At 46.7% G+C, this 25,312-nt stretch carries 22 protein-coding genes; 11 read left to right on the forward strand and 11 right to left on the reverse strand.

What is annotated here, in order from left to right:
• Positions 1-23 precede the first annotated feature (23 nt).
• On the reverse strand, positions 24-1,874 hold the full coding sequence (locus ACJJIB_RS02085; RefSeq protein ID WP_444887710.1) for a histidine kinase: 1,851 nt from the start codon (positions 1,872-1,874) through the stop codon (positions 24-26).
• Between the two features lie 317 nt (positions 1,875-2,191).
• Between ACJJIB_RS02085 and ACJJIB_RS02090 the strand changes: the two genes are divergently transcribed.
• The 7 genes from ACJJIB_RS02090 to ACJJIB_RS02120 all read left to right on the forward strand — a co-directional run bounded on the left by ACJJIB_RS02090 (position 2,192) and on the right by ACJJIB_RS02120 (position 13,069).
• Entirely contained in the window at positions 2,192-5,944 is a 3,753-nt protein-coding gene (locus ACJJIB_RS02090) for a nitrate reductase subunit alpha (RefSeq protein WP_444887711.1), read from the forward strand.
• A 2-nt stretch (positions 5,945-5,946) separates the two neighbouring features.
• Entirely contained in the window at positions 5,947-7,494 is a 1,548-nt protein-coding gene (narH, locus tag ACJJIB_RS02095) for a nitrate reductase subunit beta (RefSeq protein ID WP_252084095.1), read from the forward strand.
• A gap of 19 nt (positions 7,495-7,513) precedes the next feature.
• Complete coding sequence (gene narJ, locus ACJJIB_RS02100; RefSeq protein ID WP_252084096.1) at positions 7,514-8,248, forward strand: nitrate reductase molybdenum cofactor assembly chaperone; 735 nt, start codon at positions 7,514-7,516, stop codon at positions 8,246-8,248.
• Positions 8,249-8,252: 4 nt separating this feature from the next.
• Positions 8,253-8,942 (forward strand): respiratory nitrate reductase subunit gamma, encoded by a 690-nt coding sequence (gene narI / locus ACJJIB_RS02105; protein ID WP_252084097.1) that lies wholly within the window; start codon positions 8,253-8,255, stop codon positions 8,940-8,942.
• 55 nt (positions 8,943-8,997) lie between these two features.
• Positions 8,998-9,822: a peptidylprolyl isomerase gene (locus ACJJIB_RS02110; protein ID WP_444887712.1), complete on the forward strand. Its 825-nt coding sequence runs from the start codon at positions 8,998-9,000 to the stop codon at positions 9,820-9,822.
• 871 nt (positions 9,823-10,693) lie between these two features.
• Positions 10,694-11,914 carry an acyltransferase family protein gene (locus tag ACJJIB_RS02115; protein ID WP_444887713.1) on the forward strand — a complete coding sequence of 407 codons (1,221 nt, stop codon included), beginning with the start codon at positions 10,694-10,696 and terminating at the stop codon, positions 11,912-11,914.
• A gap of 954 nt (positions 11,915-12,868) precedes the next feature.
• Entirely contained in the window at positions 12,869-13,069 is a 201-nt protein-coding gene (locus tag ACJJIB_RS02120) for a hypothetical protein (protein ID WP_444887714.1), read from the forward strand.
• Positions 13,070-13,857: 788 nt separating this feature from the next.
• Here ACJJIB_RS02120 and ACJJIB_RS02125 read toward each other — a convergent pair.
• The 8 genes from ACJJIB_RS02125 to ACJJIB_RS02160 form a co-directional block, all read right to left on the reverse strand.
• Positions 13,858-14,256, reverse strand: a complete 399-nt coding sequence (locus ACJJIB_RS02125; protein ID WP_444887715.1) for a transposase — start codon at positions 14,254-14,256, stop codon at positions 13,858-13,860.
• Positions 14,257-14,375: 119 nt separating this feature from the next.
• Positions 14,376-14,528, reverse strand: coding sequence for a transposase (locus tag ACJJIB_RS02130; RefSeq protein ID WP_444887716.1), 153 nt, complete (start codon positions 14,526-14,528; stop codon positions 14,376-14,378).
• 195 nt (positions 14,529-14,723) lie between these two features.
• Positions 14,724-14,936: an energy transducer TonB gene (locus ACJJIB_RS02135; protein WP_444887717.1), complete on the reverse strand. Its 213-nt coding sequence runs from the start codon at positions 14,934-14,936 to the stop codon at positions 14,724-14,726.
• A 230-nt stretch (positions 14,937-15,166) separates the two neighbouring features.
• On the reverse strand, positions 15,167-15,931 hold the full coding sequence (locus ACJJIB_RS02140; RefSeq protein ID WP_444887718.1) for an MBL fold metallo-hydrolase: 765 nt from the start codon (positions 15,929-15,931) through the stop codon (positions 15,167-15,169).
• A gap of 274 nt (positions 15,932-16,205) precedes the next feature.
• The gene (locus ACJJIB_RS02145; protein WP_444887719.1) at positions 16,206-16,595 is read right to left on the reverse strand and encodes a VOC family protein; all 390 of its coding nucleotides are present in this window, start codon (positions 16,593-16,595) and stop codon (positions 16,206-16,208) included.
• A gap of 75 nt (positions 16,596-16,670) precedes the next feature.
• A complete protein-coding gene (locus ACJJIB_RS02150; RefSeq protein ID WP_444887720.1) occupies positions 16,671-17,297 on the reverse strand; it encodes a class I SAM-dependent methyltransferase in 627 nt (208 codons plus the stop codon).
• Positions 17,298-17,407: 110 nt separating this feature from the next.
• Positions 17,408-17,671, reverse strand: a complete 264-nt coding sequence (locus tag ACJJIB_RS02155; RefSeq protein WP_444887721.1) for a hypothetical protein — start codon at positions 17,669-17,671, stop codon at positions 17,408-17,410.
• Positions 17,672-18,524: 853 nt separating this feature from the next.
• Complete coding sequence (locus tag ACJJIB_RS02160; protein WP_444887722.1) at positions 18,525-18,923, reverse strand: GFA family protein; 399 nt, start codon at positions 18,921-18,923, stop codon at positions 18,525-18,527.
• A gap of 135 nt (positions 18,924-19,058) precedes the next feature.
• Between ACJJIB_RS02160 and ACJJIB_RS02165 the strand changes: the two genes are divergently transcribed.
• The 4 genes from ACJJIB_RS02165 (at position 19,059) to ACJJIB_RS02180 (ending at position 23,174) form a co-directional block, all read left to right on the forward strand.
• Positions 19,059-19,634, forward strand: coding sequence for a TetR/AcrR family transcriptional regulator (locus tag ACJJIB_RS02165; RefSeq protein ID WP_444887723.1), 576 nt, complete (start codon positions 19,059-19,061; stop codon positions 19,632-19,634).
• A gap of 965 nt (positions 19,635-20,599) precedes the next feature.
• The gene (locus ACJJIB_RS02170; protein WP_444887724.1) at positions 20,600-21,019 is read left to right on the forward strand and encodes a hypothetical protein; all 420 of its coding nucleotides are present in this window, start codon (positions 20,600-20,602) and stop codon (positions 21,017-21,019) included.
• Positions 21,020-21,303: 284 nt separating this feature from the next.
• On the forward strand, positions 21,304-22,257 hold the full coding sequence (locus tag ACJJIB_RS02175) for a hypothetical protein (RefSeq protein WP_444887725.1): 954 nt from the start codon (positions 21,304-21,306) through the stop codon (positions 22,255-22,257).
• Positions 22,258-22,592: 335 nt separating this feature from the next.
• Positions 22,593-23,174, forward strand: a complete 582-nt coding sequence (locus tag ACJJIB_RS02180; RefSeq protein ID WP_444887726.1) for a hypothetical protein — start codon at positions 22,593-22,595, stop codon at positions 23,172-23,174.
• A gap of 783 nt (positions 23,175-23,957) precedes the next feature.
• Here the strand turns inward: ACJJIB_RS02180 and ACJJIB_RS02185 are convergent.
• Together ACJJIB_RS02185 and ACJJIB_RS02190 are read right to left on the reverse strand one after the other, a co-directional pair.
• Positions 23,958-24,185, reverse strand: a complete 228-nt coding sequence (locus tag ACJJIB_RS02185; RefSeq protein WP_444887727.1) for a nuclear transport factor 2 family protein — start codon at positions 24,183-24,185, stop codon at positions 23,958-23,960.
• Positions 24,186-24,777: 592 nt separating this feature from the next.
• The gene (locus ACJJIB_RS02190; RefSeq protein ID WP_444887728.1) at positions 24,778-25,269 is read right to left on the reverse strand and encodes a GNAT family N-acetyltransferase; all 492 of its coding nucleotides are present in this window, start codon (positions 25,267-25,269) and stop codon (positions 24,778-24,780) included.
• Positions 25,270-25,312 lie beyond the last annotated feature (43 nt).

Here is a 25,312-nt window from a genome sequence, read left to right on the forward strand (position 1 = left end):
CTGCTGTCTAGGATGGGGCGCTATCACCCCGCATCCTTCCAAACTAATTCCCGCTCTCGGGCATAAAGGGGAATAAAGTTAAATTGTACCTCTGTGCCCCCCTGCGTACGCCGCTGAATATTCAATTTTCCATTCAGATTACTGGCACGCTCCTGCATGATTGACATACCGAAGTGGTTGCGTTTTTCCGGTGCGTTGCTGATACCCACACCATTGTCGCGGATGCGCACATTGAGCGATTGGTTATTAGCCTGAATCATGCTGATTTGCACCATATCGCCCTGAGAGTGGTATACGGCATTCTGGGTAGCTTCGCGTACCAGCTGCAGCAGATGGATTTCCTCGTGGGGAGTGAGCGGTACTTCATTGAGGTGATAGTCGAGCAAAATAGTGATCTGCGGGTGTTGCTCGCGATAAGCGAGGATGGATTGCTCGAGGATATTGCGTAGGCCGCCAGGGCCTATCTGCAGCCTGAAGGTGGTGAGCAGTTCGCGCAGCTGGCGATAGGAGGAGTCCAATCCCTCTTTTAGCTCGGTAATAATCTCCTTCACCTTGGACTTATCCACCTGCTCGCTGCGATTGGCGCGATTGAGCCTAGTGACTTGGATTTTCAGGTAGGACAGCGATTGGGCCAGGGAGTCGTGCAGTTCCCGCGCGATGATCGCGCGCTCATCCAGAAGGGCAACGCGGCGCTCTTGGGCCTCGCGCTCGTTGATGGCAATGGCGGCGGTGACGCTGTCGGCAAAGGTGGCCAGGCGTTGTTGCTGTTCCTCATCGAGGCTGTTGCCTCTGGGCAGAGTGCACATCAGTACGCCGTAATTGCGCTTATCCACTTCCAGGGGAAAGCGGTACACGCGGAACTCTCCCTCATCGGAGGGACCGCAGGTGCTCACGCAAACACGACAGTCACTGCCGCTGCACTGGCTGTTGCCAAACCCCTGCACCAGATGTTCGTAGGGGGCTTCGCCTTCGGGTGTCATCAGGCACAGGTCCAGGTTGTTCAAGTCGGCGACATTGGCGAACTCGCCCAGCCATTGCCCCAGCTCGGACCCGGCCAGGGGCCCCTCGCTGATACGCCGTGCCAGTCGGTATTGGAAATCCAGTGCCTCGTGGCTCTTCTGTAGCTGGGCGGTTTTTTGTTCGACGCGGTGGGCCAGGTCACGGTGGGTTGCGTGAATTTCGTCGCTCATATAATTGATGGTGCGCGCCAGAACCCCCAACTCGTCTTCGCTGTCGATCTCCAGGCGATTTTGGTTGAAGTTCCCCTGGGCGATGCTCATTGATCGGCTGATGAGTTGCTTCAAAGGTTGCTCCACGGAGCGATGGAGTATGTACATGGACAGGTAAACAAGCGCCACTATGGCGAACAGGGAAGCCACCTGTACCAGGCGCAGCAGGCTGATCTTTTCCTCGGCGATGGTTTGATAGTCCAGTACCAGGGTGTCTACATCGTGAATAAATGGTTCCAGGTGGGTGGCCAACTGCAGGGAATCCATGCTGGTGCGACCGACGGCGATGGATTCCAACAGTGGTCGAATCTCTTCCTCCCAACTGCCGATTACCTTGCGGTAGTTGCGCGCCGCGCGCAGGTTATCGCTGGCACTGAAGTCGGAAATACTCAATACCCGGCTCAGGCGCGAAGTCACTTCGTTCGATAGTGTGGCGGTGGCTTCCATATCACCAGAGGGTGCTGTCGCTGCGAGCCGGTAGCTCATAGCGCGCAGGGAACCGGCCAGGTTCACTGCGGCGGCATCGTTTTCCGCGGCGTCAGAGATAATGTAAGAGGCCACCATGGAGCTCAGCGCGACTAACACTGTGAGCAGCATCAGGGTGCCGATTCGATAGACGATGGACTGTCGGATTCGATTCAACATATCAGTTCACTTCGATCTCGGGCCGCTGTTGGATAGCCTCTATTGTGCCGCTTACAAGCGCTCAAATTTGTGAGTACCACCAAAGAGTGCCAGTTTTGCACAAAATTTAACCTATTGCCTGTGTTTTAAATACCGCCTAAGTCATTACGGGACTTACGCCCAACCTCAACCATCAACTGGCGCCATTTTCTTACCTACTCATGGGTAGCTCAGCGCTTTTCTACCCCTTTTTGGTCAGGTGATCCTCTTTTACAGCGCTTTTATATTCCCAGCTAAACCGATGCTTTAACCGCATTTCGATGCCCTGGGAGTACCGCATGAGCCATTTCCTGGACCGACTGAAATATCTGAAGAAACAAAAAGAGCCCTTTTCCGGTGGACACGGGGAAAAGACCCATGACGACCGCAGCTGGGAAGACGGCTATCGTCGCCGCTGGCAGTTCGACAAGATCGTGCGCTCCACCCACGGGGTGAACTGCACCGGCTCTTGCAGCTGGAAGATCTACGTCAAAGACGGCCTGGTCACCTGGGAGACCCAGCAGACCGATTACCCGCGCACCCGCCCGGACCTGCCCAACCATGAGCCCCGAGGTTGCCCGCGCGGTGCCAGCTACTCCTGGTATATGTACTCGGCAAACCGCCTCAAGTACCCGAAGATCCGCAAGCGTCTGGTAAAACTCTGGCGCGAAGCCAAGTTGAGACACAGTGATCCGGTGGATGCCTGGGCCAGCATTGTCGAGGACCCGGCCAAGGCCAAGTCCTACAAAGAACGCCGGGGAATGGGTGGCTTTGTGCGGATTAAGTGGGATGAAGCCAATGAGCTGATCGCCGCTGCCAACGTCTACACCACCAAAAAATACGGACCTGACCGGGTAACCGGCTTCTCGCCGATTCCCGCCATGTCCATGGTGTCCTACGCCGCCGGTGCCCGCTATCTGTCATTGATCGGCGGCAACTGCCTGAGTTTCTACGACTGGTACTGCGACCTGCCGCCCGCCTCTCCACAGATTTGGGGCGAGCAGACCGACGTGCCCGAGTCTGCCGACTGGTACAACTCCAACTACCTGATCGTGTGGGGCTCCAATGTGCCGCAGACCCGTACCCCGGATGCGCACTTCCTCAGCGAGGTGCGTTACAAGGGCGCCAAGACCTGCGTAATCACTTCCGATTACTCCGAGTGTTCCAAGTTTGGCGACACCTGGCTGGCACCGCGTCAGGGTACCGATGCGGCCCTGGCGATGGCCTTCGGCCACGTGATTTTGAAAGAATTCCACGTCGATAAGCCCAGCGCCTACTTCACCGAATATGTGCGCACCACCACCGATATGCCGATGCTGGTGACCCTGGAAGAGCGCGACGGCAAGCTGGTACAGGGCCGCTTCCTGCGCGCCTCCGATCTGGCAGATGACCTCGGCCAGGACAACAACCCGGAGTGGAAGACTATCGCCGTCAACCACGATGGCCAGCTGGTGTCACCCCAGGGTTCCGTAGGTTACCGCTGGGGCGAGCAGGGAAAATGGAACATTGAGCAGCGCGACGGCCTGAGTGGTGAAGAAGTAAAGCTAAAGCTCAGCCTGAAAGACTGCGCCGATGAAATCGCCCAGGTGGCCTTCCCTTACTTCGGTGGCCAGACCCACGAGCACGACTACTTCCAGCACACCGACCACAGCGATGTGATCGACTACAAGGTGCCGGTGAAGTTTGTGCAGAACAAAGACGGCGAGGTGCTCAAAGTTGCCAGCGTCTACGACCTGACCCTGGCCAACTACGGCGTTGAACACGGCCTCGACGATCCCAACTGTGCGCACAGTTACGACGAAGACAAGCCCTACACACCCGCCTGGCAGGAAAAGATTACCGGCTGTCGCCGCGAGAACGTCATCCAGGTTGCGCGCGAGTTCGCCAACACCGCCGACAAAACCCGTGGACGCTCCATGGTGATTGTGGGTGCCGCCCTCAACCACTGGTACCACATGGATATGAACTACCGTGGCCTCATCAATATGTTGATGATGTGCGGTTGTATCGGTCAGAGCGGCGGTGGCTGGGCCCACTATGTGGGGCAGGAAAAGCTGCGCCCGCAAACCGGCTGGACCCCGCTCGCTTTCGGTCTCGATTGGCAGCGCCCGCCGCGTCATATGAACGGCACCTCCTTCTTCTACAACCACGCCAGCCAGTGGCGCTATGAGAAGTTGGAGATGGATGAAGTGGTTTCGCCGCTGGCCGACAAGAGCAAGTGGCAGGCTTCCATTATCGATTACAACAGCCGCGCCGAACGTATGGGCTGGCTGCCCTCTGCACCGCAGTTGGGAATGAACCCGCTGCAACTGACCAAAGATGCCGCCGCTGCGGGTATGTCCGCCAAGGATTACACCGTACAGCAGCTCAAGCGCGGCGCGCTTAAGTTCGCCAACCAGGACCCGGATAATCCGCAGAACTACCCACGTAACATGTTCATTTGGCGCTCCAACCTGCTGGGTTCCTCCGGTAAAGGCCACGAGTACATGCTGCGCCACCTGCTCGGCACCAAGCATGGCCTGATGGGTAAGGACCTGGGCGAAGCCGGCGGCAAGAAGCCGGAAGATGTGGCCTGGCACGATACCCCCAGTGAGGGCAAAGTCGATCTGCTGGTGACACTGGACTTCCGTATGTCCACCACCTGTCTCTATTCCGACATCGTGCTGCCAACGGCTACGTGGTATGAGAAGGACGATCTCAATACCTCCGATATGCACCCCTTTATCCACCCGCTCACCAAAGCGGTGGACCCGGCCTGGGAAGCGCGCAGCGACTGGGACATCTTCAAAGGTGTGGCGAAGAAATTCTCCGAACTGACCGACGGCCACCTGGGGGTGGAGAAGGACTTGGTAACCCTGCCAATCCATCACGATACCCCCACCGAAATCGCCCAGCCCTTTGGGGTGAAGGCCTGGTGGAAGGGTGAGTGTGACCTGATCCCCGGCGTTACCGCGCCGAGCATGATCGAGGTGGAGCGCGACTATCCCAACACCTACAACCGCTTTACCTCTATCGGCCCATTGCTGGAAAAACTCGGCAACGGCGGTAAGGGCATCAGCTGGAATACCGATGACGAGGTGGACTTCCTCAAGAAGCTCAACCGCACCTGGAAAGATGAAAGCGCCCGCGATGGCCGCGCCCGTATCGACAGCGCCGTAGATGCCGCTGAGATGATCCTGTCTCTGGCCCCTGAAACCAATGGCCAGGTGGCGGTGAAGGCCTGGGAAGCCCTGGGCAAGATTACCGGTCGCGATCACACCCATCTGGCCAAGCCCAAGGAAGACGAGAAGATCCGCTTCGCTGATATCGTGGCGCAGCCCCGCAAAATTATCTCCTCGCCCACCTGGTCTGGCCTGGAAGATGAGCATGTGAGCTACAACGCCGGCTACACCAACGTGCACGAGATGATTCCCTGGCGCACCATCACCGGCCGCCAGCAGTTCTACCAGGATCACGAGTGGATGCGCGACTTCGGCGAGACCATGTGTGTGTACAAGCCGCCCATCAACCTGAAAACCGTACAGCCGGTGCTGAACCAGAAGCCCAATGGCAACAAGGAGATCCTGCTGAACTGGATCACCCCGCACCAGAAGTGGGGTATCCACAGCACCTATTCCGACAACCTGCTGATGCTCACCCTGTCTCGCGGTGGCCCCATCGTGTGGATGAGTGAGAACGACGCCAAGCTGGCGGGTATTGAAGACAACGACTGGATCGAAATCTTCAACGTCAACGGCGCCATTGCTGCCCGCGCGGTGGTGTCCCAGCGAGTGCCAGACGGCATGGCCATGATGTACCACGCCCAGGAGCGCATCGTGAATACACCGGGAGCGGAAACCACCGGCACCCGCGGCGGTATCCACAACTCCGTAACCCGCGCGGTGATGAAACCCACCCATATGATCGGCGGCTACGCCCAGCAGTCCTACGGCTTTAACTACTACGGCACAGTGGGCTGTAACCGGGACGAGTTTGTGGTGGTGAGAAAAATGAACAAGGTCGACTGGCTGGATGGCGAAGACGTCAAAGAGCCGAACCGAGAGGAGGTGTAACAATGAAAGTTAGAGCCCAGATCGGCATGGTGCTGAACCTCGATAAGTGTATCGGCTGCCACACCTGCTCGGTGACCTGTAAAAACGTCTGGACCTCCCGCGAGGGGGTCGAGTATGCCTGGTTTAACAACGTCGAGACCAAACCCGGTGTCGGCTATCCCAAAGAGTGGGAAAACCAGGACAAGTGGAACGGCGGCTGGACCCGCAAGAAAAACGGCAAGTTGCAGCCCAAGATCGGTAGCAAGCACCGGGTGCTGGCCAACCTGTTTGGCAACCCGGATATGCCGGAAATCGACGACTACTACGAGCCGTTCGACTTCGACTACCAGACCCTGCACAAGGCGCCGGAGCAAAAACACCAGCCGGTAGCCCGCCCGCGCTCGCTGATCAGCGGCGAGCGCATGGAAAAGATCGAATGGGGTCCCAACTGGGAAGAGATTCTCGGTACCGAATTCGACAAGCGTAAGAAGGACAAGAACTTCGAACAGGTCCAGGCGGATATCTACGGTGAATTTGAAAACACCTTTATGATGTACCTGCCGCGCCTGTGCGAGCACTGCCTCAATCCGGCCTGTGTCTCTGCCTGCCCCAGCGGCGCCATCTACAAGCGTGAAGAGGACGGCATCGTCCTGATCGACCAGGACAAATGCCGCGGCTGGCGCATGTGTGTGTCTGCCTGTCCCTACAAGAAGATCTACTACAACTGGAAAACCGGTAAATCCGAGAAGTGTATCTTCTGTTACCCACGTATCGAGGCGGGTCAGCCAACTATCTGTTCCGAGACCTGCGTGGGCCGTATCCGCTACCTGGGGGTGCTGCTCTATGACGCCGACCGCATCGAAGAAGCCGCTGCGGTAGAAGACGAAAAAGCCCTCTACCAAGCCCAGTGCGATATTTTTCTCGACCCCAGCGACCCCAAAGTCCAGGAAGCTGCTCGCGCCGAGGGTATCCCCGAAGCCTGGCTCGAAGCCGCGCAGAAATCCCCGGTGTACAAGATGGCCATCGATTGGCAGATCGCCCTGCCGCTGCACCCGGAGTACCGCACCCTGCCCATGGTTTGGTACGTGCCGCCGCTGTCTCCGATCCAGAACGCAGTGCAGGCCGGCCAAGTGGAAACCGTCACCGTGGGGCGCGGCGCCGAGATCCCCGATCTCTCCACCCTGCGTATCCCGCTGCAATACCTGGCCAACCTGCTCACCGCCGGCGACGAAAAGCCAGTGGCCCGCGCCCTGGAACGCATGATTGTGATGCGCGCCTATATGCGCGGCATCCATGTAGACGGCGTGCAGGAACGCGAGTTGCTGGAAGAGGCCGGGATGACCGTAGCCCAGGTAGAAGAGATGTACCGCTATATGGCCCTGGCCAATTACGAAGACCGCTTCGTGGTGCCCTCAAGCCATAAGGCTTACGCCGAAAACGCCTACGACATGAAGTCCTCCTGTGGTTTTAGCTTCGGCAACGGCTGCAGCACCGGCAACGACAGCACCAACATCTTCGGTGGCAAGCAGAATGCAGTGCGCGAAGTGATACCGGCCAAAGTAGTCGACTGAGGCTGAGGGGAGAGTACCGATGAAAGTATTAAACCTGATCGCCCGCCTGCTGGATTACCCATCCGATGAGCTGGTGGTGCATCTGGATGAGTTAACCAACTGGGTGGCGGAATCCGAAGACCTAGACAAGCCCCTGCGCGATTTGCTGCTGGCGTTTATCTCTCATTACGAGCGTATGGATGCGCTCGATTGGCAGAGTGAATACGACGGTTTGTTTGAGCGCGGCCGGGCTGTGTCCCTGCACCTGTTCGAGCATATCCACGGCGAATCCCGCGATCGCGGCCAGGCCATGGTGGATCTGATGAACCGCTACAGAGCCGCCGGCCTGGAACTGAATGAGCGCGAACTGCCAGATTACCTGCCCACCTACTTAGAGTTCTGCGCCACCCAAGGTGAAGCGGCCTACGGTTGGGTGCACGATATCACCCATGTGATTGCCCTGTTGAGCGCGCGCCTGTCAAAGCGCGAGAGCCCCTATCACCTGTTGATGGATGCGCTCTTGCAGATGGCCGGAGTCTTCGTCGACCTGACCGCGCTCAAAGAAGAAGTCGCCAATGAGGAGCGCGACGATACCCCCGAGGCGCTGGACAAGATCTGGGAGGAAGAGGTGGTCAGCTTTACCGGCGCCAACAATTGTGACCAGTCCATAGCGCGGCCCAGCGCTGCGCAGCTGCGCGACGGCCAGCCCCTAACCTGGGCCTCCAGTGCCAAAGATGCCGCGCAGAATTCTGCCCAGCCCGTACCACAGGAGTAACAAGATGAACTATCTGAATACGCTGCTCTTTGCCATCTATCCCTTTGTTGCCCTCACGGTGTTTCTGGTGGGGAGCCTGATCCGCTATGACCGCGATCAATATACCTGGCGCACCGGCTCCAGCCAGTTGTTGGAGCACAAGCAATTGCGCATCGGCAGTTACCTGTTCCATATCGGGGTGATTGCCATTCTCGCGGGCCATTTTGTCGGCCTGCTTACGCCCAAAGCGGTGTGGCACTTACTCGGCATTGAAGCTTCCACCAAGCAGATGATGGCAATGGTTATCGGCGGTTTCTTCGGGGTAATCTGCTTTATCGGCCTAACCATTTTGATTAAGCGCCGCCTCACCAATCCGCGAGTGCGCGCCACCACTTCCAAAATGGACCTGACCATACTGCTGATGCTTTACGCCCAGTTAATCCTCGGCCTGATCAGTATCCTGGTTTCCGCCGGCCATATGGACGGTGCCGAAATGCTCAAGTTGATGACCTGGGCCCAGTCCATTGTCACCCTCGATGGTTCCGCCGCCGCAGCGGCTATCGCCGACGTAAATATCATCTACAAGCTGCATATTTTCCTCGGTATGACCCTGTTCCTGCTGTTCCCCTTCAGCCGCCTGGTGCACGTATGGAGTGTTCCAGTGCAGTACTTCCGCCGCAATTACCAGGTAGTGCGCGCCAAAGCCGCGCGCTAATCCCAGCAATCGTTAACCAGGCCCGACAAGTGTGGGCCTTGTGTGGAGAAGAGTCATGAGTGCATTACTAGCTTCCGACGCCACCGGGCACGAATTCGAACTGGCTGAAGCCGTGGCCGTGAACGGCAGTGAAATTCCCGCAGACCTGATTTACCAGGAGATGCAATACCAGACCGCCAACTCCCCGCGCCAAGCAATTTACCGCGCTGCACGGGCATTGGTTATCGGTTGGCTGTTACGGGAAAAGGCCGCAGGGCAGGGGCTTTGCGCTGCCGATGAAGACTTGCACAGCGAGGCCTTCGATCACGCCGTTTCAGATCTTTTGAAAGGTGAGTTGCAAGTGCCCCCGGCCAGTGAAGCCGAGTGCCGCGCCTATTTCGAAGCCCACCCACATAAATTCCGCTCCGATCCCCTCGCCGAAGTGCGCCATATCCTGATCCCGGCCGCACCGGATGACTCCGAAGCCTGCGCCAAAGCGCGCGCCGCCGCTGAGGAAATGCTCAAGCAGATCCGCAACGATGCCAATCCGCTACAGACCTTCGCCCAGTTAGCCCAATCCCACTCCGCCTGTTCCTCCGCCGAAGCCGGTGGCAGCCTCGGCCAAGTAGGGCGCGGTGATACCGTCGCCTCATTCGAGCGCGCAATATTCGAGCAGGGCACCGGTTTGGTAGCAGAACCTGTGGAGACCCCTTACGGTGTGCATCTGATATATGTGGAACACTGCGAGCCGGGCCGCCCGCTGGAATACGAATATGTTTCGGAGCGAATCGAGGAATACCTAACTGAAAAACGCCGCCGCCAGATGACTAGCGACTATCTGCAAAAAATGGTGCAAGCCGCGCAAATCTCCGGCCTGGATTTATCGGGGGAGGCCCACTGAGGGGCAGAGATTCGCCAACTGTTCGCACGCGATTGCGCCAAGATAAATTAAATGGCCTGGCGCAGGTGCAAGACCTGACCATGATATAAATAATGCAGCAGGGCTGAGACCGCAGTCAGCGTTTCAACTTGCACGGCTGGATCTGCGATATTCGCAATGGCCTGATTCGATACCTGGGTATGCGGATGGATGAACGTGGCTACGTGCCGTAGATTTATCATGTATATGGTGAGGCTAAAGAATTGGATTTAATCAATAGGATAAGGTAGCGCATCTGAGTCAGTGAAATCGATCTTACCGGTCAGTTACTAGAAATCGGTGAGTTGCCCGGAGTATTTGATGATGAATTGGTTTGATGGTGGCCTTAAGTTAGAGACCGGAATTGTTCATTTTTGGAATGATTTGTGTAAACAACTACACGGGCTTTATTGATATGAAGTCGGAAAGGGGCGCTTTACTCAGTTTAGGGTTGAGATGTCTCAGCGGTCATTTTTTTATCAATTAGTACATGCTTCGATGGACTGTCTGGTTTTAAAACTTGCAGGATAACAAAAAAAGGGGGGGGCGCCAAACCGATTTCGAAGTAACAGCCATACCCATGTCTCGCAGCATAATTTTGGTCTTTGAGGACGGGTGAGCCCATAAGTTAAGCAATGTGCGTCTAGTGCTTCCTTCAGGATTTGTATTTTCAGTTGATGGCCAACTTGAACTTTAATGGTAGATTCAAACTTGCTTCCATTTTCCCCGATGCGCCTGCTGATTAGTAACTTTTATCAGATGCCAAGCATGAGGGGAAGTTAATTGGTCAGAGTGGCTCTCTTTAGTTAAACTACTCGATTTAGTCAGTATTATTAACGAAAATCAATCACTAATGAAACAGAAATTACATAGCCTTGATGGATTGCGAGGGGTGGCAGCCTTTAGCGTTATACTATCACATATTGTTTTGGCCTTTTATCCCTACCTGCACACTGGAACAGGTGATACATCAGGAACAGGCTTAGAAGAGACTATTTTTAATAGCCCCATTAGCTTTTTCTATAAAGGAAACTTTGCGGTTGCTATCTTCTTTGTAATTAGTGGTTATGTATTGTCTCTAAGTTTTTTTAAATCTTATAACCTTGCTAAACTTCAAAACTCAGCTACTAAACGTTATATTCGCTTGGGAATACCAGTATTCGCTTCAGTGATGTTGAGCTGGTTATTGATCAGCCTAGACTTCTATCCAGCTCGAGATGTTGCCGTGGATGGATTTCTTGGAAAAGCAATGGTGCACTCTGCAAGCTTCGTTGAGGCTCTCAAGGAAGGTGTCTACGGTGCAATGTTATTTCGGGATAGGTCTTATAATTATGTTCTTTGGACAATACAAATTGAGTTAATAGGATCTTTTTTACTGTTTTCATTTTTAGCTCTTTTTGGTCATTTCCGTTTTGGCTGGCTGATAGCCTTATTAATTTGCGCTGTGCTAGTTGGCAGTAGTGATGTGATAGGTAAAGCTGGGATTTACTTATCATTATTCATCTTAGGCGCGTATATAAATCGAGTTCCTGTACCACCCTTGTCTCGCTTTTGGTATCCCATTGTATTTATGTTTGCACTTTATTTAGGAGGCTATAACTGGCGTAGCGAAGCTTATGCACCTGTAGTAGATATTGCAGTATGGATTCAGAATAATACTTTTATTACCTTCTACTGGCCAATTTTTTTCCCATGTCTTGGGGCACTTCTATTGGTTTATTTGATTGTTCAAGATAATATTTGTGGTAGATTACTAAGTGGCACTTTGGGGCGATGGTTAGGAAAAATTTCTTTTGGGCTTTACTTGGTACACCCCTTGGTTCTCTCATCTCTAGGGCTTTATAGTTTTCTTGTTCTTAAAGAAGATAATGGTTATTTAGTAGCCTCTATGGGTGCCGGTTTTATTACTATTATTACAAGTTGTTTGGTTGCTGAAATTTTTTATCGATGGATTGATCTGCCAACTATTAGATGGTCTGACCAGTTTGGAAAATGGGTTCAAAACTATAATAATAAAAGTTTAAATTCATATCCAGAAGAGTTAATGAATACTGGCTCAATAAAGACAGCTTAAAAATATAAAGCCGCGTGTATGCTAATGTGCCGAGTGATTGATGAATGGTATGTTGCTTACACGCGAATTAGTATGGGTGCTCGTAAAATTAGTAATCATTCAATATGAAAATATTTGATTTTAAAAATTTAACAGTTAGGATGATAAGGTAAAATTTTGCCTGTAAATATGATTTTTTCAAAAAAATTAGGAATAGATTTAAAGGAAGCAACTTTAGCTCAGTAATTTGTTTAATGAAATTAAAGAATTTATGTCTATCAACTTCAACCCTATCATTACGAACTAAATTTTTGTACCAAGTGATTCATGAAGTTCAATTGCTTCATATCACAAAATAATACTGTAAATATATAGATCTGTATTGTTACAATAGTTAGTAGTACAGAAAGCTGCAGTAGCTAAAAGAGTTTTGCAAATACATTCCTCTTAAAGTCTGCATGAATATGCAGGTTAACTATTAGTATCTCGATATCCACTTATTACCATTCTCTCAAATAAAACCACAAAGTATAACGTTTTATTCAGATAATAAAATATATTGACTTTCAGAAGGCTCATTTAAGTGGTTTACCTAAATTTATAAAGGCAATTACATAATTTGAAATCAGTTATTCTTATAGTCTCATGGAACGATAAGGCAAGAATATGTAAGCAAGTTTCAGTCTGAATTAACCGATGTTCACTGGAAATTAATTGAGCTTTGCCTTCCCCATCTAAAACATGGAAAAGGTGGCTGAAAACCCGTTGATGACTGTGCTTGTTGTAAAGGTATCTTGTGGAAATTTCGCTCCGAAGTAAGATGGAAGGACCTCTCTTCATCTTACATCACGCCTAGTAAATACTGGAGAAGACTCCAATTTGGGGAAGAGCAAGGCGCTTAGTTAGGGGGTTAGAGAAAGTTTCTCGGACAGCTCAAGCAAAGAGCCCTGTCAAACAGGGAAGAAGTCTTTTCGGATGTCAGGCTTTACTTCAGTAGAAAAAAGGAGAGCAGAGGTTGGAAAAACCAAGCGGCGCGAAGTTACAAAGTGGATTGTGGTGGTCGATGACGAAGATATTTCATTGGGAAGTACCGTTACTCCGGACTCACCAGCAGAAGTAAATTTAATATATCCATTACTCAATGTTACCTATGAAAATAAAAAAATTAACGCTTAGTTTACGAGAAAGCTCTAGACTCTGATCTATTACTCTATAGCTTTATCGGCCATGAAATTAACCTGATTTGCCCTCGCTGTAGGAATAGTAGAAAACCTTTGAAAAAATATGGTAGAAAGCTTAGTGGGTATATTCGATATTAAAAATTTGAACGAACTTTTGTATGGTTTAAGAACTACCGTTATGTGGTCGCCAGGTGGGGTCGCTATTTATCTTCTTACAGAGTTTTTTCTATATTGCCTGCATGTTAATTAAGCTAAGAAAGTTATGGATCAGTTGTTAGTTAATTGACGTATTATTTGTAGCTAAGATTTTCGTATCAAAGAAAAAGCATGATACCTAAACATGCAGCGAGATTGCTTCCGCAAAGACCAAAGCGCAGCGATTATTACTATGCCACAAAAACCTAAATATATTATTTTGCCGTTCAAATTTTCAATATCAACACAGTGCCAATTTTCATAATGATGGACTATAAAAACATTTCTCGGATCAATCCAGAAAATTATACTTGCCGTTATTGCGGAAAATATAACCGGGTAGGATCTTACTTTGGGGGCAACTTCGGCCAAGAATGCAGAAAGCCAGAAAGCCAGAAAGCCAGAAAGCGAAGAGTGAGGCCAAATATAACTTTAATTGGCTCTGTCCAGAGAATATCAAGCTGGTAATTGTACTGAAAAAAGCACACAGCCCGATAAAGAATCTAAGTCCGCTTAATTTGGAAAGGCCACCATCATCCTTGGTAAATTAGTAGCCATATCTTTTCATGGTTTATACTAGAAGCCGTTTCATAACTTCTTTAAGGTAATTAGCATGCATGCAATATAGAAAAAAGCACGATAAGTGGACAAATATCGCTCCCATCTAATAACTAAACGGCAGTAATTTCCCAACCACGCAAAAGTCCTCTCAACTTTCCAACGGCGAGCGTACCATCTGAGCTTTCTGCCATCCTGCCTTGAGACTTTTTTCCTATTTCTCCTGTGTGGACAGATAAGGTCGATTCCACGACTCAACAGACTATCTCTAAGAGGATCCGAGTCCGCCGCTTTATCATAAACTAAGCGATGAATCTTTGTATTTTTATACATAACATCAAGTAATGGGTGTAATAATTTAACTTCTGCTGGTGAGGCCGAAGTAATGGTGCCTCCCAGTGGAATACCTTCGCCATCGACCACCACCATCCACTTTGAACCCTTGCCCCGCTTGGTTTTCCCGATTTCGAAGCCCCTTTTTTTGCTGGTGCAAAGCTGCCATCAGAAAAGACCTCTTCCCAGTTAAGCAAAGACTGCTGATCCAACAGCTACAGAAATCTTCTCCATGCCTGTAACCAAGCTCCTTGCTCTTCCCAAAATTGAAGCCTTCTCCAGCATGTACTCGGTGATGGATAGTGTGAAGGAAGATCTTTCCATCGCGTTCCAGAACGCAAAACCCTCAAAACAAGCTCGATTATCAATGGGTTTAGAGCCTCCCTTTCCTCGTTTTAACTCAGGAAGACAAGGTTCGATCAATTTCCATTGATCATTGGTTAACTCTGACTTGAATCGGCTCACTATTGCTGGACTTTTTTCTATGTAATTGCGTGAGAATAGCCGATTTCAAGTTATGAAACAGCCTCTAGTGTATTGATGGGCAACCTAGGTGTAAACCGTTAGCCATTGAATTTGAAGCTCAATCTAGTCTTAGATTTACACCAGCATCCTGACCAGTCAAATTTCCAGTTTCTTACTGATTTTACAGCAGATCGATCAAATAAGTTATCCGACTCTGACTCTACAATTTCAATATCTTGCAAAGTTCCATCAGGATTAAGCAGGGCAGTTAGCACTACCCAGCCATTTACAGGTCGTCGGTACTCTCTCATTGGATATTTAGGGTCATATCTCTCAATGCGCTAAAGGTTTTCTGGGCAAGGAGTGATGTTTTCAGCATGACAAAATGAGGATAAAATAATTAGTAAAAATGAGGTTGCAATTTTCATAAATGAATAAAACCTTGCTGGAGTAGCTTTTCCTCCGACAAAAAAAGAATAGCGTTAATATGAACTTATCCTAATAAGCTTCCTTGTTGTCTATAATTTTCATCATTAATCACTTAAATAGTTCTTTCTATAAATCTTTTATAAGCTTTTTGGGGTAGGAATGGGGATTTATTATTTATATTGAACTTTTCCAAAATATCCTTAACTTGTGTATCAATCATTATTTGTTCCACACCCAATCCCTTTTGATGAAGCTCTTGAATTTTATTTATCCATGTAAAAGTATTTTTCCTGAATTCAAGCAAAGATGGCTTGTTTGCTGGAGTGCCATGGCCGGGTATTATCAAACTTTGATCATCACCCAAATTTAAAATGGCCTCAATGGCTTCATTAAAACCTTTAATTCCGCCAGCATAAAATGTTGGATGCCAGCTGGTATCGAATACATCACCGACAAATATAGAATTACTTTCCTTATGGTAATAGATATTGTCGATTGTTGTATGAGACTTGACTTTAATGTGAGTGAGTTCATTTAAATTGAAGCTGCTCTCTATCAGTTTTCCACCTTGCTTTTCAAAGTGCGCGTTTCCACCGGTGTGGTCAGAATGCGAGTGTGTGTTTAAGATGAAGGAGATAGGCTTATCGTAAATTGACCGAATTTCTTGATCTAACGCACTTAACTGATTATTTCCTGGCATAGGATCAATGAGTACCAATCCATTTTCCGTAGATATTAAGCCAATATTCGTTCCGAACTCTTTTCCACTCAAGATATGTAGGTGTTCAGATACTTTTTGCACACTAACGCTACTTGATAAAGCGATAGAGCTGGTGAGTAGAAATAAAGTGGAGGTCAGAATTCTAAATCCTTTCAAAACTCATCCTCTTGCACTGTGATAAATGGTTCTTTGGTGTGTAACGGCTTTGTCAGTTGCACTTTGGATACGGAATGGTAGTGGGCTACTTTAGTAAGGCTAGCCAAAAACGTTAACTGCACATAATTGCTAGCCGTAGCTATTCCACGCTAATTTTAATTTCATCAATAGGGTAAGCCGGCTTAATTTGAGCACAACCCAGTGCCTTGATGAAGACAATGTACGATATTTAAGTAACCAGTTATGTGAATTAATGTTTTCTTGTGAGGGCTAGCTATTTCATTGAATGAAAACCGATATTATTTCCCTCGGTATCTTGCGCTATTGCGATAAAGCCATGCTCTCCAATAGACATTTTAGGCACTACTACCTTCCCACCTGCGGGCTCAACTCTGGCCAGTTCAACAGAACAATCTTCGCTATCAAAATACGCTAGAGTGCTATTACCTCCAGCTTCAACCCCATCCATTTTACAAATTGCTCCACTTGCCCCCGGCTCTTGTTTCATTGGAAATGCCCACATCTCGGGTTGAGGGAAGTCTTTTGCTTCGTCAGGATTGTCTAGTCGAGTTAACTCCTGCTTGAGAACAGCTTCATAAAATGACTTTGCACGAACCATATCATTTACATAAATTTCAAACCAACAAACTGCATTTGTATTCATTTGAGTATCCTCACTGTTAAGTATCTAAGTATGGTTTGTATTTCTGGAGACATAACGAAGTTTTAGAAATATCATTCATATTTTACGCGCAATAATGAAAACTACCATGTCATGCATTCCATGCTGCCATATAACTTCAATGGTAAAACCAGCGTCTTGAATTTCTTTCTCTAATTTTACTTTTGTTAGGATGAAGACATCGGGCATTATACCCATGAATTTTCCCAGAGGTGCTAAGAGCTTAATAAACCGTATATAGGAATTACCCATACAAACGGTACTACTCACGAAAATACCACCAGGCTTGAGGATTCTAGCAGTTTCTGCCAAAACATCTCTTCTATCTGGTACTAAGTGAATAACATTTAAACCCAATACTGCATCAAAACTCGCCGATTCAGCATTGAATTCGGTTAATGTACCTCTGGTAAATCTAATATTATCGATACAGGCTTCCCTGGCCTTAGTTCGGCCAATCTCAAGCATATTTTCAGAGATATCTACCGCTTCAATATATTGCACATGTGGAGCGTGGCAAATCGCTGTAGTTCCTGTTCCGCAACCAAACTCCAAAATATTCATATCAGGCGTAAAGAATTTCTGGGTATCTGAGAGCTTCTTCTGATAACTTGCCTCGTCAGAAATAGGGCTCCTAGCATACTCCTCTGCTTTTCTATCCCAGAACTTATCAGACCTAGTCATATCAGTTCCTGTATAAATGCCAAGGCGTTATCGGCGCTGTTTTTTTCTCCCTGACTCATAAAGCCTCATGCTGCGGACCGAAGCGTCCGAAAGCCTTAACATTTTAAGTTTCAAAAACCATTAAGGACACCCCACAACTTATCCCAGCGTTCAAGCTTTTCAGCGGCACTCAACAGTCTTGGCTGAATTTGAATAGGGTTGCCAAGTTGATTCACGTCTTGCAATAAATTGGAATTTACTGCTCCGCGAAGCCGACCATTTATATTGCAGCCTACGGCTAGCAGTTCATTACAAGCTTTACAATGGTAGAAATTAGCAAGCTGATCACCATTTTGTTTAGTTAAAATCCCATCACCAATGAAAACCACTGACATATTCGGATCACTAATAATAAGTGACGGGTTGGCTTGGCAATAATTACAATCGCAAATGCGCGGATTCAAACCTTCGATCGGTCCAGCTAACTGAACCTCAACCCGCCAACGCTTACATTTACACGATCCCTTAAAGAGCATAATAATTAGCGCCAATTACGATGAAAGATACGCTCGCCTCAATTGCCGGAGGCTACTGGCATCTTTTTGTCAGGGTTTTGACAAAAAAGGTGACAGCAACCGCAGATCGGATTGCAGGCACTTGGTACGCCAAGCATAGGCGTGAACTAATAGGGTGAAACTCCCCTGTAGGAAGATCACCATTTAATGGCACTCCATTAAATGCTAACTACCAGTGAATGGCAACTGCAACAGGGTGAGATCTTTGGGTAAGGGTGCCACTGAAAAACTACAAATTATCGAATAGAAATATCATTTAATGCTTAGCCTAGAGGCGAAGTGGTCAAGGGCACTGAAGCCATGTGATCTAATGGGTAGAGTAAATGATGAAGTTGTGTAGTGAAAGTCACCCCCGTATCAGCGGAGATCTGTGTAACCTGCTGATATGAAGCTGTCAGCATGGCCGCTGACTCATAATTAGTCCCAACCCGCTAGCCACCATCGCGGGGAAAAGAAGTAGTGAAACATAGCAGTGCCTCAGTCAGTAATGACCAAGGTGATTAGGCAGAAGTCAGCCGGCGACATAGTAGTCTAATACCAAGATTAATACCTTGGTCATGGTGAAGGCTTGAACCTAAATCCATTACGGATTGGGAGCCGCCCATTGCGGACCCGTACGATGGGTGGTGTGGAGGCCGGTAGCTAGAAACTACCGGCTACCCGATTTATATCCTTAGCTAAATAGTGGCACATCATCATGGATGTTCGACCAAGGAGGCTTTTCTGATGTATAAACTTGGATTTTTGGTGCTAGCTCATCAGTATAATTTTTAATTATACCTAGTGGTAAAACAAAATCGCCCGGGAAATGCTTCCCGTTAATAAGGTGGGTTGGTGTTCCACATGTGGAGCAGAAATTTTTGTATGATTTTTCGGTAGCTTGGTAATTGATAACCGAGTCTTCGCCTTTAGATAATGAGAATTGTTCTTTCGGAACAACAGCATAGGTACTGTGATCAGAGCCTTGTAACTTTCTACACATAGAGCAATGACACTTCACTACTGTCTTAATAGGAAGATTAAATTCCCATGCTACAGAACCACAATGACAGCCGCCTTTTATTTTATTCAATTTTGCATCTCCGTGAAATATAACCGTTGATTATATTCATTTATTTTATTTTCTTCGGTTTAAGGTAAGGCTACATGTTAAACGACATATAATATATGATACAGATCATATTAAATTGTAGGCACATAAGAACTCATGCCTTATACAAAAGAGCATAAGGAAATTACTCGTAGACGAATTCTTGAAAGCGCGTTCAGGCTTTTTACGGTCAAGGGTTTTGATGGCGTTACAGTGGATGGAGTGATGAAAGATTGCGGGCTCACCAGAGGAGCGTTTTATGCTCACTTTGACAGCAAGGCGGTGTTGTATCGTGAGTCCTTAAAATTTGCAGTCAATGGCACTAAGCTTGCCGAACTTAAACCAGATGGCACTACCGATAAGGAATGGCTATGCCTATTGCTTGATGGATACCTTAGCTTAGAGCATGTGCGGGGTGAATACCCATGTCCACTTGCATTTTTAGCTACGGATATAACCATGCAGGATGAAGAAACAAAAGCAACTTATGCAAGCATCTACGATGGCATGAACAAAGCAATTTTGGAATACGCCAAAAGCTATGTTGATTGCGACGAAGATGATATTTTGTCAATAACTGCAATGCTCATTGGTGCAGTAGCCATAGCAAGAATCATAGGTAACGAGAGTTCCGTTACAAAATTATTGCAAGCGTGTCGCCAACAGGCGGGGTTGAAATTGGGTGGAATATAACGCTGAGCATATGGGCGGCCGAAACAGAGCGAAGCGGTGTATAGATCGTCCCAGCCCGCGCTATTTTCAGATGAAAGCTGCGTTTGTATGGTTGTTCTAGTTCGATTCAAATGTTGAAAACCCTTTTCGCTAACGGGTAAATTGAGACACACCTTCGCCGGTCACCGAAGATCTTTTCTGCCACAGTTCGTTGCATTGTCGGTTCATAAAGGCCGATAACAAGTATGAACGTAACAGACACTCATTAGGCATAACTCGAATAGTTATGTGGGACTCAAGCCCGAATAGTGAGGCCGAAATACCTATATTTTATGGAACCTCAAGAGATTAATGTCGGTATCGATGCTAGTAGCATACAGCTCGATATTTTTGTGATATCAACTGGCCAATTCTTTACTGTTACCAATGATAAATATGGTATTAAGGACACCGTTCAACAACTGTAGTGCCTTAAACCCAGAAGAGTACTTATCGAGTCCACCGGAAGGCTTGAATTGGAGTTTGTCTGTGCTGCTCACAAGGCGGGACTGCCTATAGTTATTTGCAATCATTCAAATGTAAGAAACTTTGTAAAGTCAACAGAGCAACTCGCCAAAGCTGACCAGCTGGATGCTGTCGAAATTGCTCACTTTAGGGAGGCAAAGAAGTCGATGTTATCGCCAATAAAACCTGTAAATTTAATATTAGAGACTTACTGCTGGATCTAGCATCGCTGGTTTAATAATGTGATGCTTTATACGCCAAATGGTAAAAAATTAACTTGCCTTTATTGACTTACTAGCAAAAGTAACTGCAAAATAATCATGTTGTAAATTTTGTGTCAATTTCAATATTTGTTTTTTCGTAAGGATGCGTTAAATGAAAAAATTAAACTTACACCTACCGGTAGTTGCAATATTATTCTCGCTTCTCTCTTACCAAGCACTTTCTACAGATGTGTCATCGGGTATAAAGCCAAAATAGAAATGGATTTTTTATTGGCCCCAATAAAAAATGAAGTTGATTTGGAAAACTATTTAGCTATTACTCCAATAGAGAATAGTCCTCTGAGAGTTCTGCCGGAAATAGAGCGAGATATATTTATTAATAGCTTGGTCTTTACCAAAAAAGGTCTCGCTTCATTTGATTACAGTGCACTTACTTATGGACCGAGTGTTACCGAAGTTTATAGCATTTTAGCGCTATTCGGGTCTCAATCCGTCACTCCATTTTTACCAGGTTTATCAGTAACATCCGGACCGGATAAATCGATAATGAATGCGGCCGATACTATGCCAGTCGCATCCCAGTTGCTTGATTATCAATGTAGGTGGAATAGCCCTATTAACCAATTTTCCTGTCTTTTTACTCCATTTCAAACTTGCTTTCCTGCTTGGTGCACCTGATAGTTAGTTAGGTTGATATCCCCACTCAACTGAGTGGGGATATCAAGAAGGCTAGAAGGGTTATCTCTATATATTGAGATTGTTATCTAATTGGATGAGATTTCAAAATCATACTTGGGTTTACGAATCTAAAATTTACATTATGAGGAGGTCTATTGGTTAGATTACTGAAATATTTACATGCTTCAATTTCAATTCGATTTTCACAGTTGTAGTAGATGCAGGATTTCGCAGTAAGAAATAATAATAACCTCATCTCCTTTTTTAAAATAGATGATTAAAAAATGAATAATATTAAAATATTGATTTTTGTGATGCTAATTTTTAATGCAAGCATTGAGGTTTGGGCAAGTACAAACAAACCAATAAAGAGCCTTTACAACCAAATAAATCAAATCTACAAAGATACACGAATGGATCTAAGTGGGAACAAATTACCTAAGAAGTTTTACTCAGATAACTTTAGTCCCATTATAAATTCTGAAGCCTTAAGTGATTTTAGTGGAATTGAACTGGAATACCTATTTCAAGCTACAAAAACCGCTATTGCTTATGATCCAGATGTCAATTACGCCAAAGATATGGCTAGAGTATTACATTATTTAAAGATAAAAAATCTTGTGAAAGAGCGTCACTTAGTTGCTCTGCAGGAGGCCTATATTGCAACTCGACAATTTGAATTAGCCAGCAACATGGTTGAACAAAAAAGTTCTGGATATTTACAAGTTATACCGGAAGTTCATAGGGTTGGCGAAAAAACATCTAGGCATCCTACAATTTGGAAAGTCGAGAAGAACTCTATTAAACAGAGTGCTTTTAGCATACCAGACAATGGCCCATTCATTTTGGTTGCATCAAACCCCTTATGTAGTTTTTCCATTTCAGCAGCTCAACATATTATTGTTGATGAGGAGCTATTAGAGATCTTCTCTGAATATTCATATTGGCTCACTGAGCCTAGGGGTAAACTGTATATTGAGGGGTTCCTAGATTGGTCGCGAAATTATCCAAGCTTACCCACAGGTTTGATGCATGAGACTCCACCATGGTCTGAGTTACCTGAGTTGCGTAGCAACATAGGAACTCCGGCATTTTATTTCTTTTCTGATGGTAAATTTATCGAATACTTTGTTGGTTGGCCACGAGAGGGAGAACCTGAAGCACTGAATAATGCTCTCAGGAATGTCGGTTTGAATCGTTCTGAAAAACAAATATCTGTAATGAATAGGGGTGGCTAATGGACTTTACCGAGATTGATAACATCACTACTCAATATTTCTATGTAATGAAAAATAAACCCGTAGACGTATCAAGAATGCCATTAGCATTGTAAAACAGCTAAACCTGTAGATGATAATGCTGGCATCTAGGGCTGAAAAATTGATACCTTAATAAGTAAATTAGAGATCTGATCACATTTTTTAGATTTGTAAGAGCAAAATTACTCTCTTTCAACAGGTTTGAGATAGACTTTAAAAGTTGTCACTCAGATTGCCAATATAGTCACTTAATATCTATCATTAGCGCTATTATTGCGTTGAACCAAATGTCATCGTTTACAAATAGGCATAATATGAAGGCATTCACACTAACTATTTTAGTTATTGCAGTACTATCTTTCTTTTTCTTACAGCCAGCGTTCTCTCTAGATGCTTCACTAAAAAGTCAAGGCGAAAAATTTACGCGCAGTAGTTTAATTAAACAAAAACAAAAATATTGGATGGATAAGAGAGAAAAGGATTACCAGCTTGCTCCAATAAAAAATCAATTAGAATTAGAAAAATACTTAGAGATTACTCCAACTGAGAAATCACCTTTGAATGCATTATCGGAAATAGAAAGAGAAATATTTATTAATAGTTTGACTTTTACTAGTAGAGGAATAGCTGGATTTGACTATAGCGTACTTAGCTATGGTCCAACGGCTACAGAAGTCTACAATATACTTGCATTATTCGGTTTTCAATCCAATACCCCATATTTACCAAACTTAACAGTAGCATCAGAATCAGATAGCTCAATAATGGCAGTAGCAAAAATTATGCAGGGCGACTTTGTTTTATTGGATAGCCTTTGCATATGGAATACTGATATTAAACAGTTCTTTTGTGGACAGCACGGGCTTGAAATTTGTTTCCCAATGATTTGTTTGTAAATAATCCGTGTTTTGTAATTCGGTATTTTCCTATATATTGCAGTACATAAATCCTAGACCCCCACTAAAAGCGACACACTTGGTGATAGCCAAGGAGGAAAGTTGGCTGTAGGCTGGTTAACTTCCACGCAAATAAGCCAGCAATCCCATGGAACCTGCACCAGCCAGCTGACCCTCAACGAACGATATCAGATTTAAGTCCTCAACGGGCCAGAACTATACAGCCAGAGCCATTGCGCAACAACTCAGTCGTTTAAACAAAACCATTTCTCGTGAGCTAAATCGCTGTAGCCTTTATAGTGCGAAGAGCGCTCACTTACTGTATATGGGCAGGTCGACATCGTGTGCGTATGGTCCTGTGTATTTCCATAATGTCGCTATCAAGTCCCACTTCATATTAAAGCCAATGTAGAAACGTCTAGTCGACGTTGGAAAATTTAAGAATGTGGCTCTAATTGCATGTCTGAGAAAGTAATTTATCATCCTGACTACCATGGTGAAAAACAACACCTATTGGGATGAAAATATTGCTTAAAAGCTTGACGAGTAACCATAGTCATTTGTTATGTGGTATGTCTTCATGCCAGCCGGCACGTGAGTACCGGACAGGGGGATGCTTTGGTTAGCACTTGGGTGTTGCCTTAGATGATCATAAAGCTCTGGGCGACTCTTAAGCTGATTAAGCAATTCGAGAGGAAGCTGGAGGACTTCGACAAAACGATACCCGGAGGCGGTTTGCGTTATCGTCTTCAGTGAAACCAAGGTCCACGCCGTCCGATCGCCTCATTCACCACGCACGAGTAATTGCAGGTCTTCCGCAGTCCCTTCGATAAGGCGGCTAAGGGATTCGGCGCGCGCGATCCGGCCGTCTCTTAGCGTGTACAGGCTGATTACCTTGATTGTGAGCTGTTGGCCATTTTTCGCTTTCGCGCGCACCAGATGCATATCAGCTATCCGATCGCCCTCACCAATTACGGAAAGGTAATCGAACCTGACGGCCGAGTACTCCATTCGGAGCAAATTGATACGCGAATCGAGTTGCGATCGCCCAATCGTTGTGTCGTCGATAACCTACACGAAGTCTTCGGTAAAGTAGCGGTCGGTGACCTTGGAATCAGCGTTTGGATCACATACCGCCTTGGCCATCTCATCCAGAAACGCTTCGGCCTGTTCACTATTCATTTTTCGATTCTTCTCCGTTCGCGTCCGATTGTGGTCGAACGCATGGACAGACACCTACCACTGTCTAACGCTAAGGTTGACCGAGCTGTCATGCAGCTTAAAAAATTTAACAAACTAGGCGGAGCCTATCCCGCGAGTTTGATTATAGCGCTTTGGGTCAAAGCTCTGTTATGCACAAGTTGGTCCGTACAAACCTTCGATAGCGGGATGGCAGTAAAGAGGACCGCAATTTGGACACTTATGGATGATGTTTGAATCAGACTGATGTGCTGAGCCCGATGATGTATCCTCAATCGCTGGCGCTAAAAGGCAACCTGGCAATCGAAGCATGCAAACTTATGTAAGAACTCAGTCATAGTGTATAGCGTGTGGTGGAGGGGTGGGCCATACAATGAACCTTTGACCTTGACTTCAAGTATCCTCATTCACTAATTTTTGAATATAAATATTCGTCGAAGTATTGGCCATTTTTACATGACGCTTTTCGAAGAGTACCTTCATACAAATAGCCATTTTTCTCTAGGACTCTAATAGATGCACCATTCATGGAAACTACGGAAACAAATAACCGGACGAGATCTGTATATTTAAAAAGCATATCCGTAAAGACTCCAACTGCTTCAGTAGCAATTCCATTGCTCCAGAATTTCCTTCCAATCCAGTAACCCAGTTCAGCGCCGCAGCTATATTCAAATTCACCTACCTTAGCCGATATACATCCCACAAGCTCTCCATTGTACTCGATCGCTTTTGTTAGGCTTGAATTCTCACTATTTTCAACCCACCAACGAGCATCACTCACTGTATAAGGTTGAGGTATGGCATCTGTTATATATTGCGTTACCTCATTATCATTAAGGTACAATATTAATGAATCAATATCAGACTTATCAAACTGTCTTAGCTTAAGCATTTTTTAGAAACTCTACCGTAGAGACTCATGAACGACAGCAAAT

The organism is Microbulbifer mixtoriginis (SeqCode), from assembly GCF_052467705.1.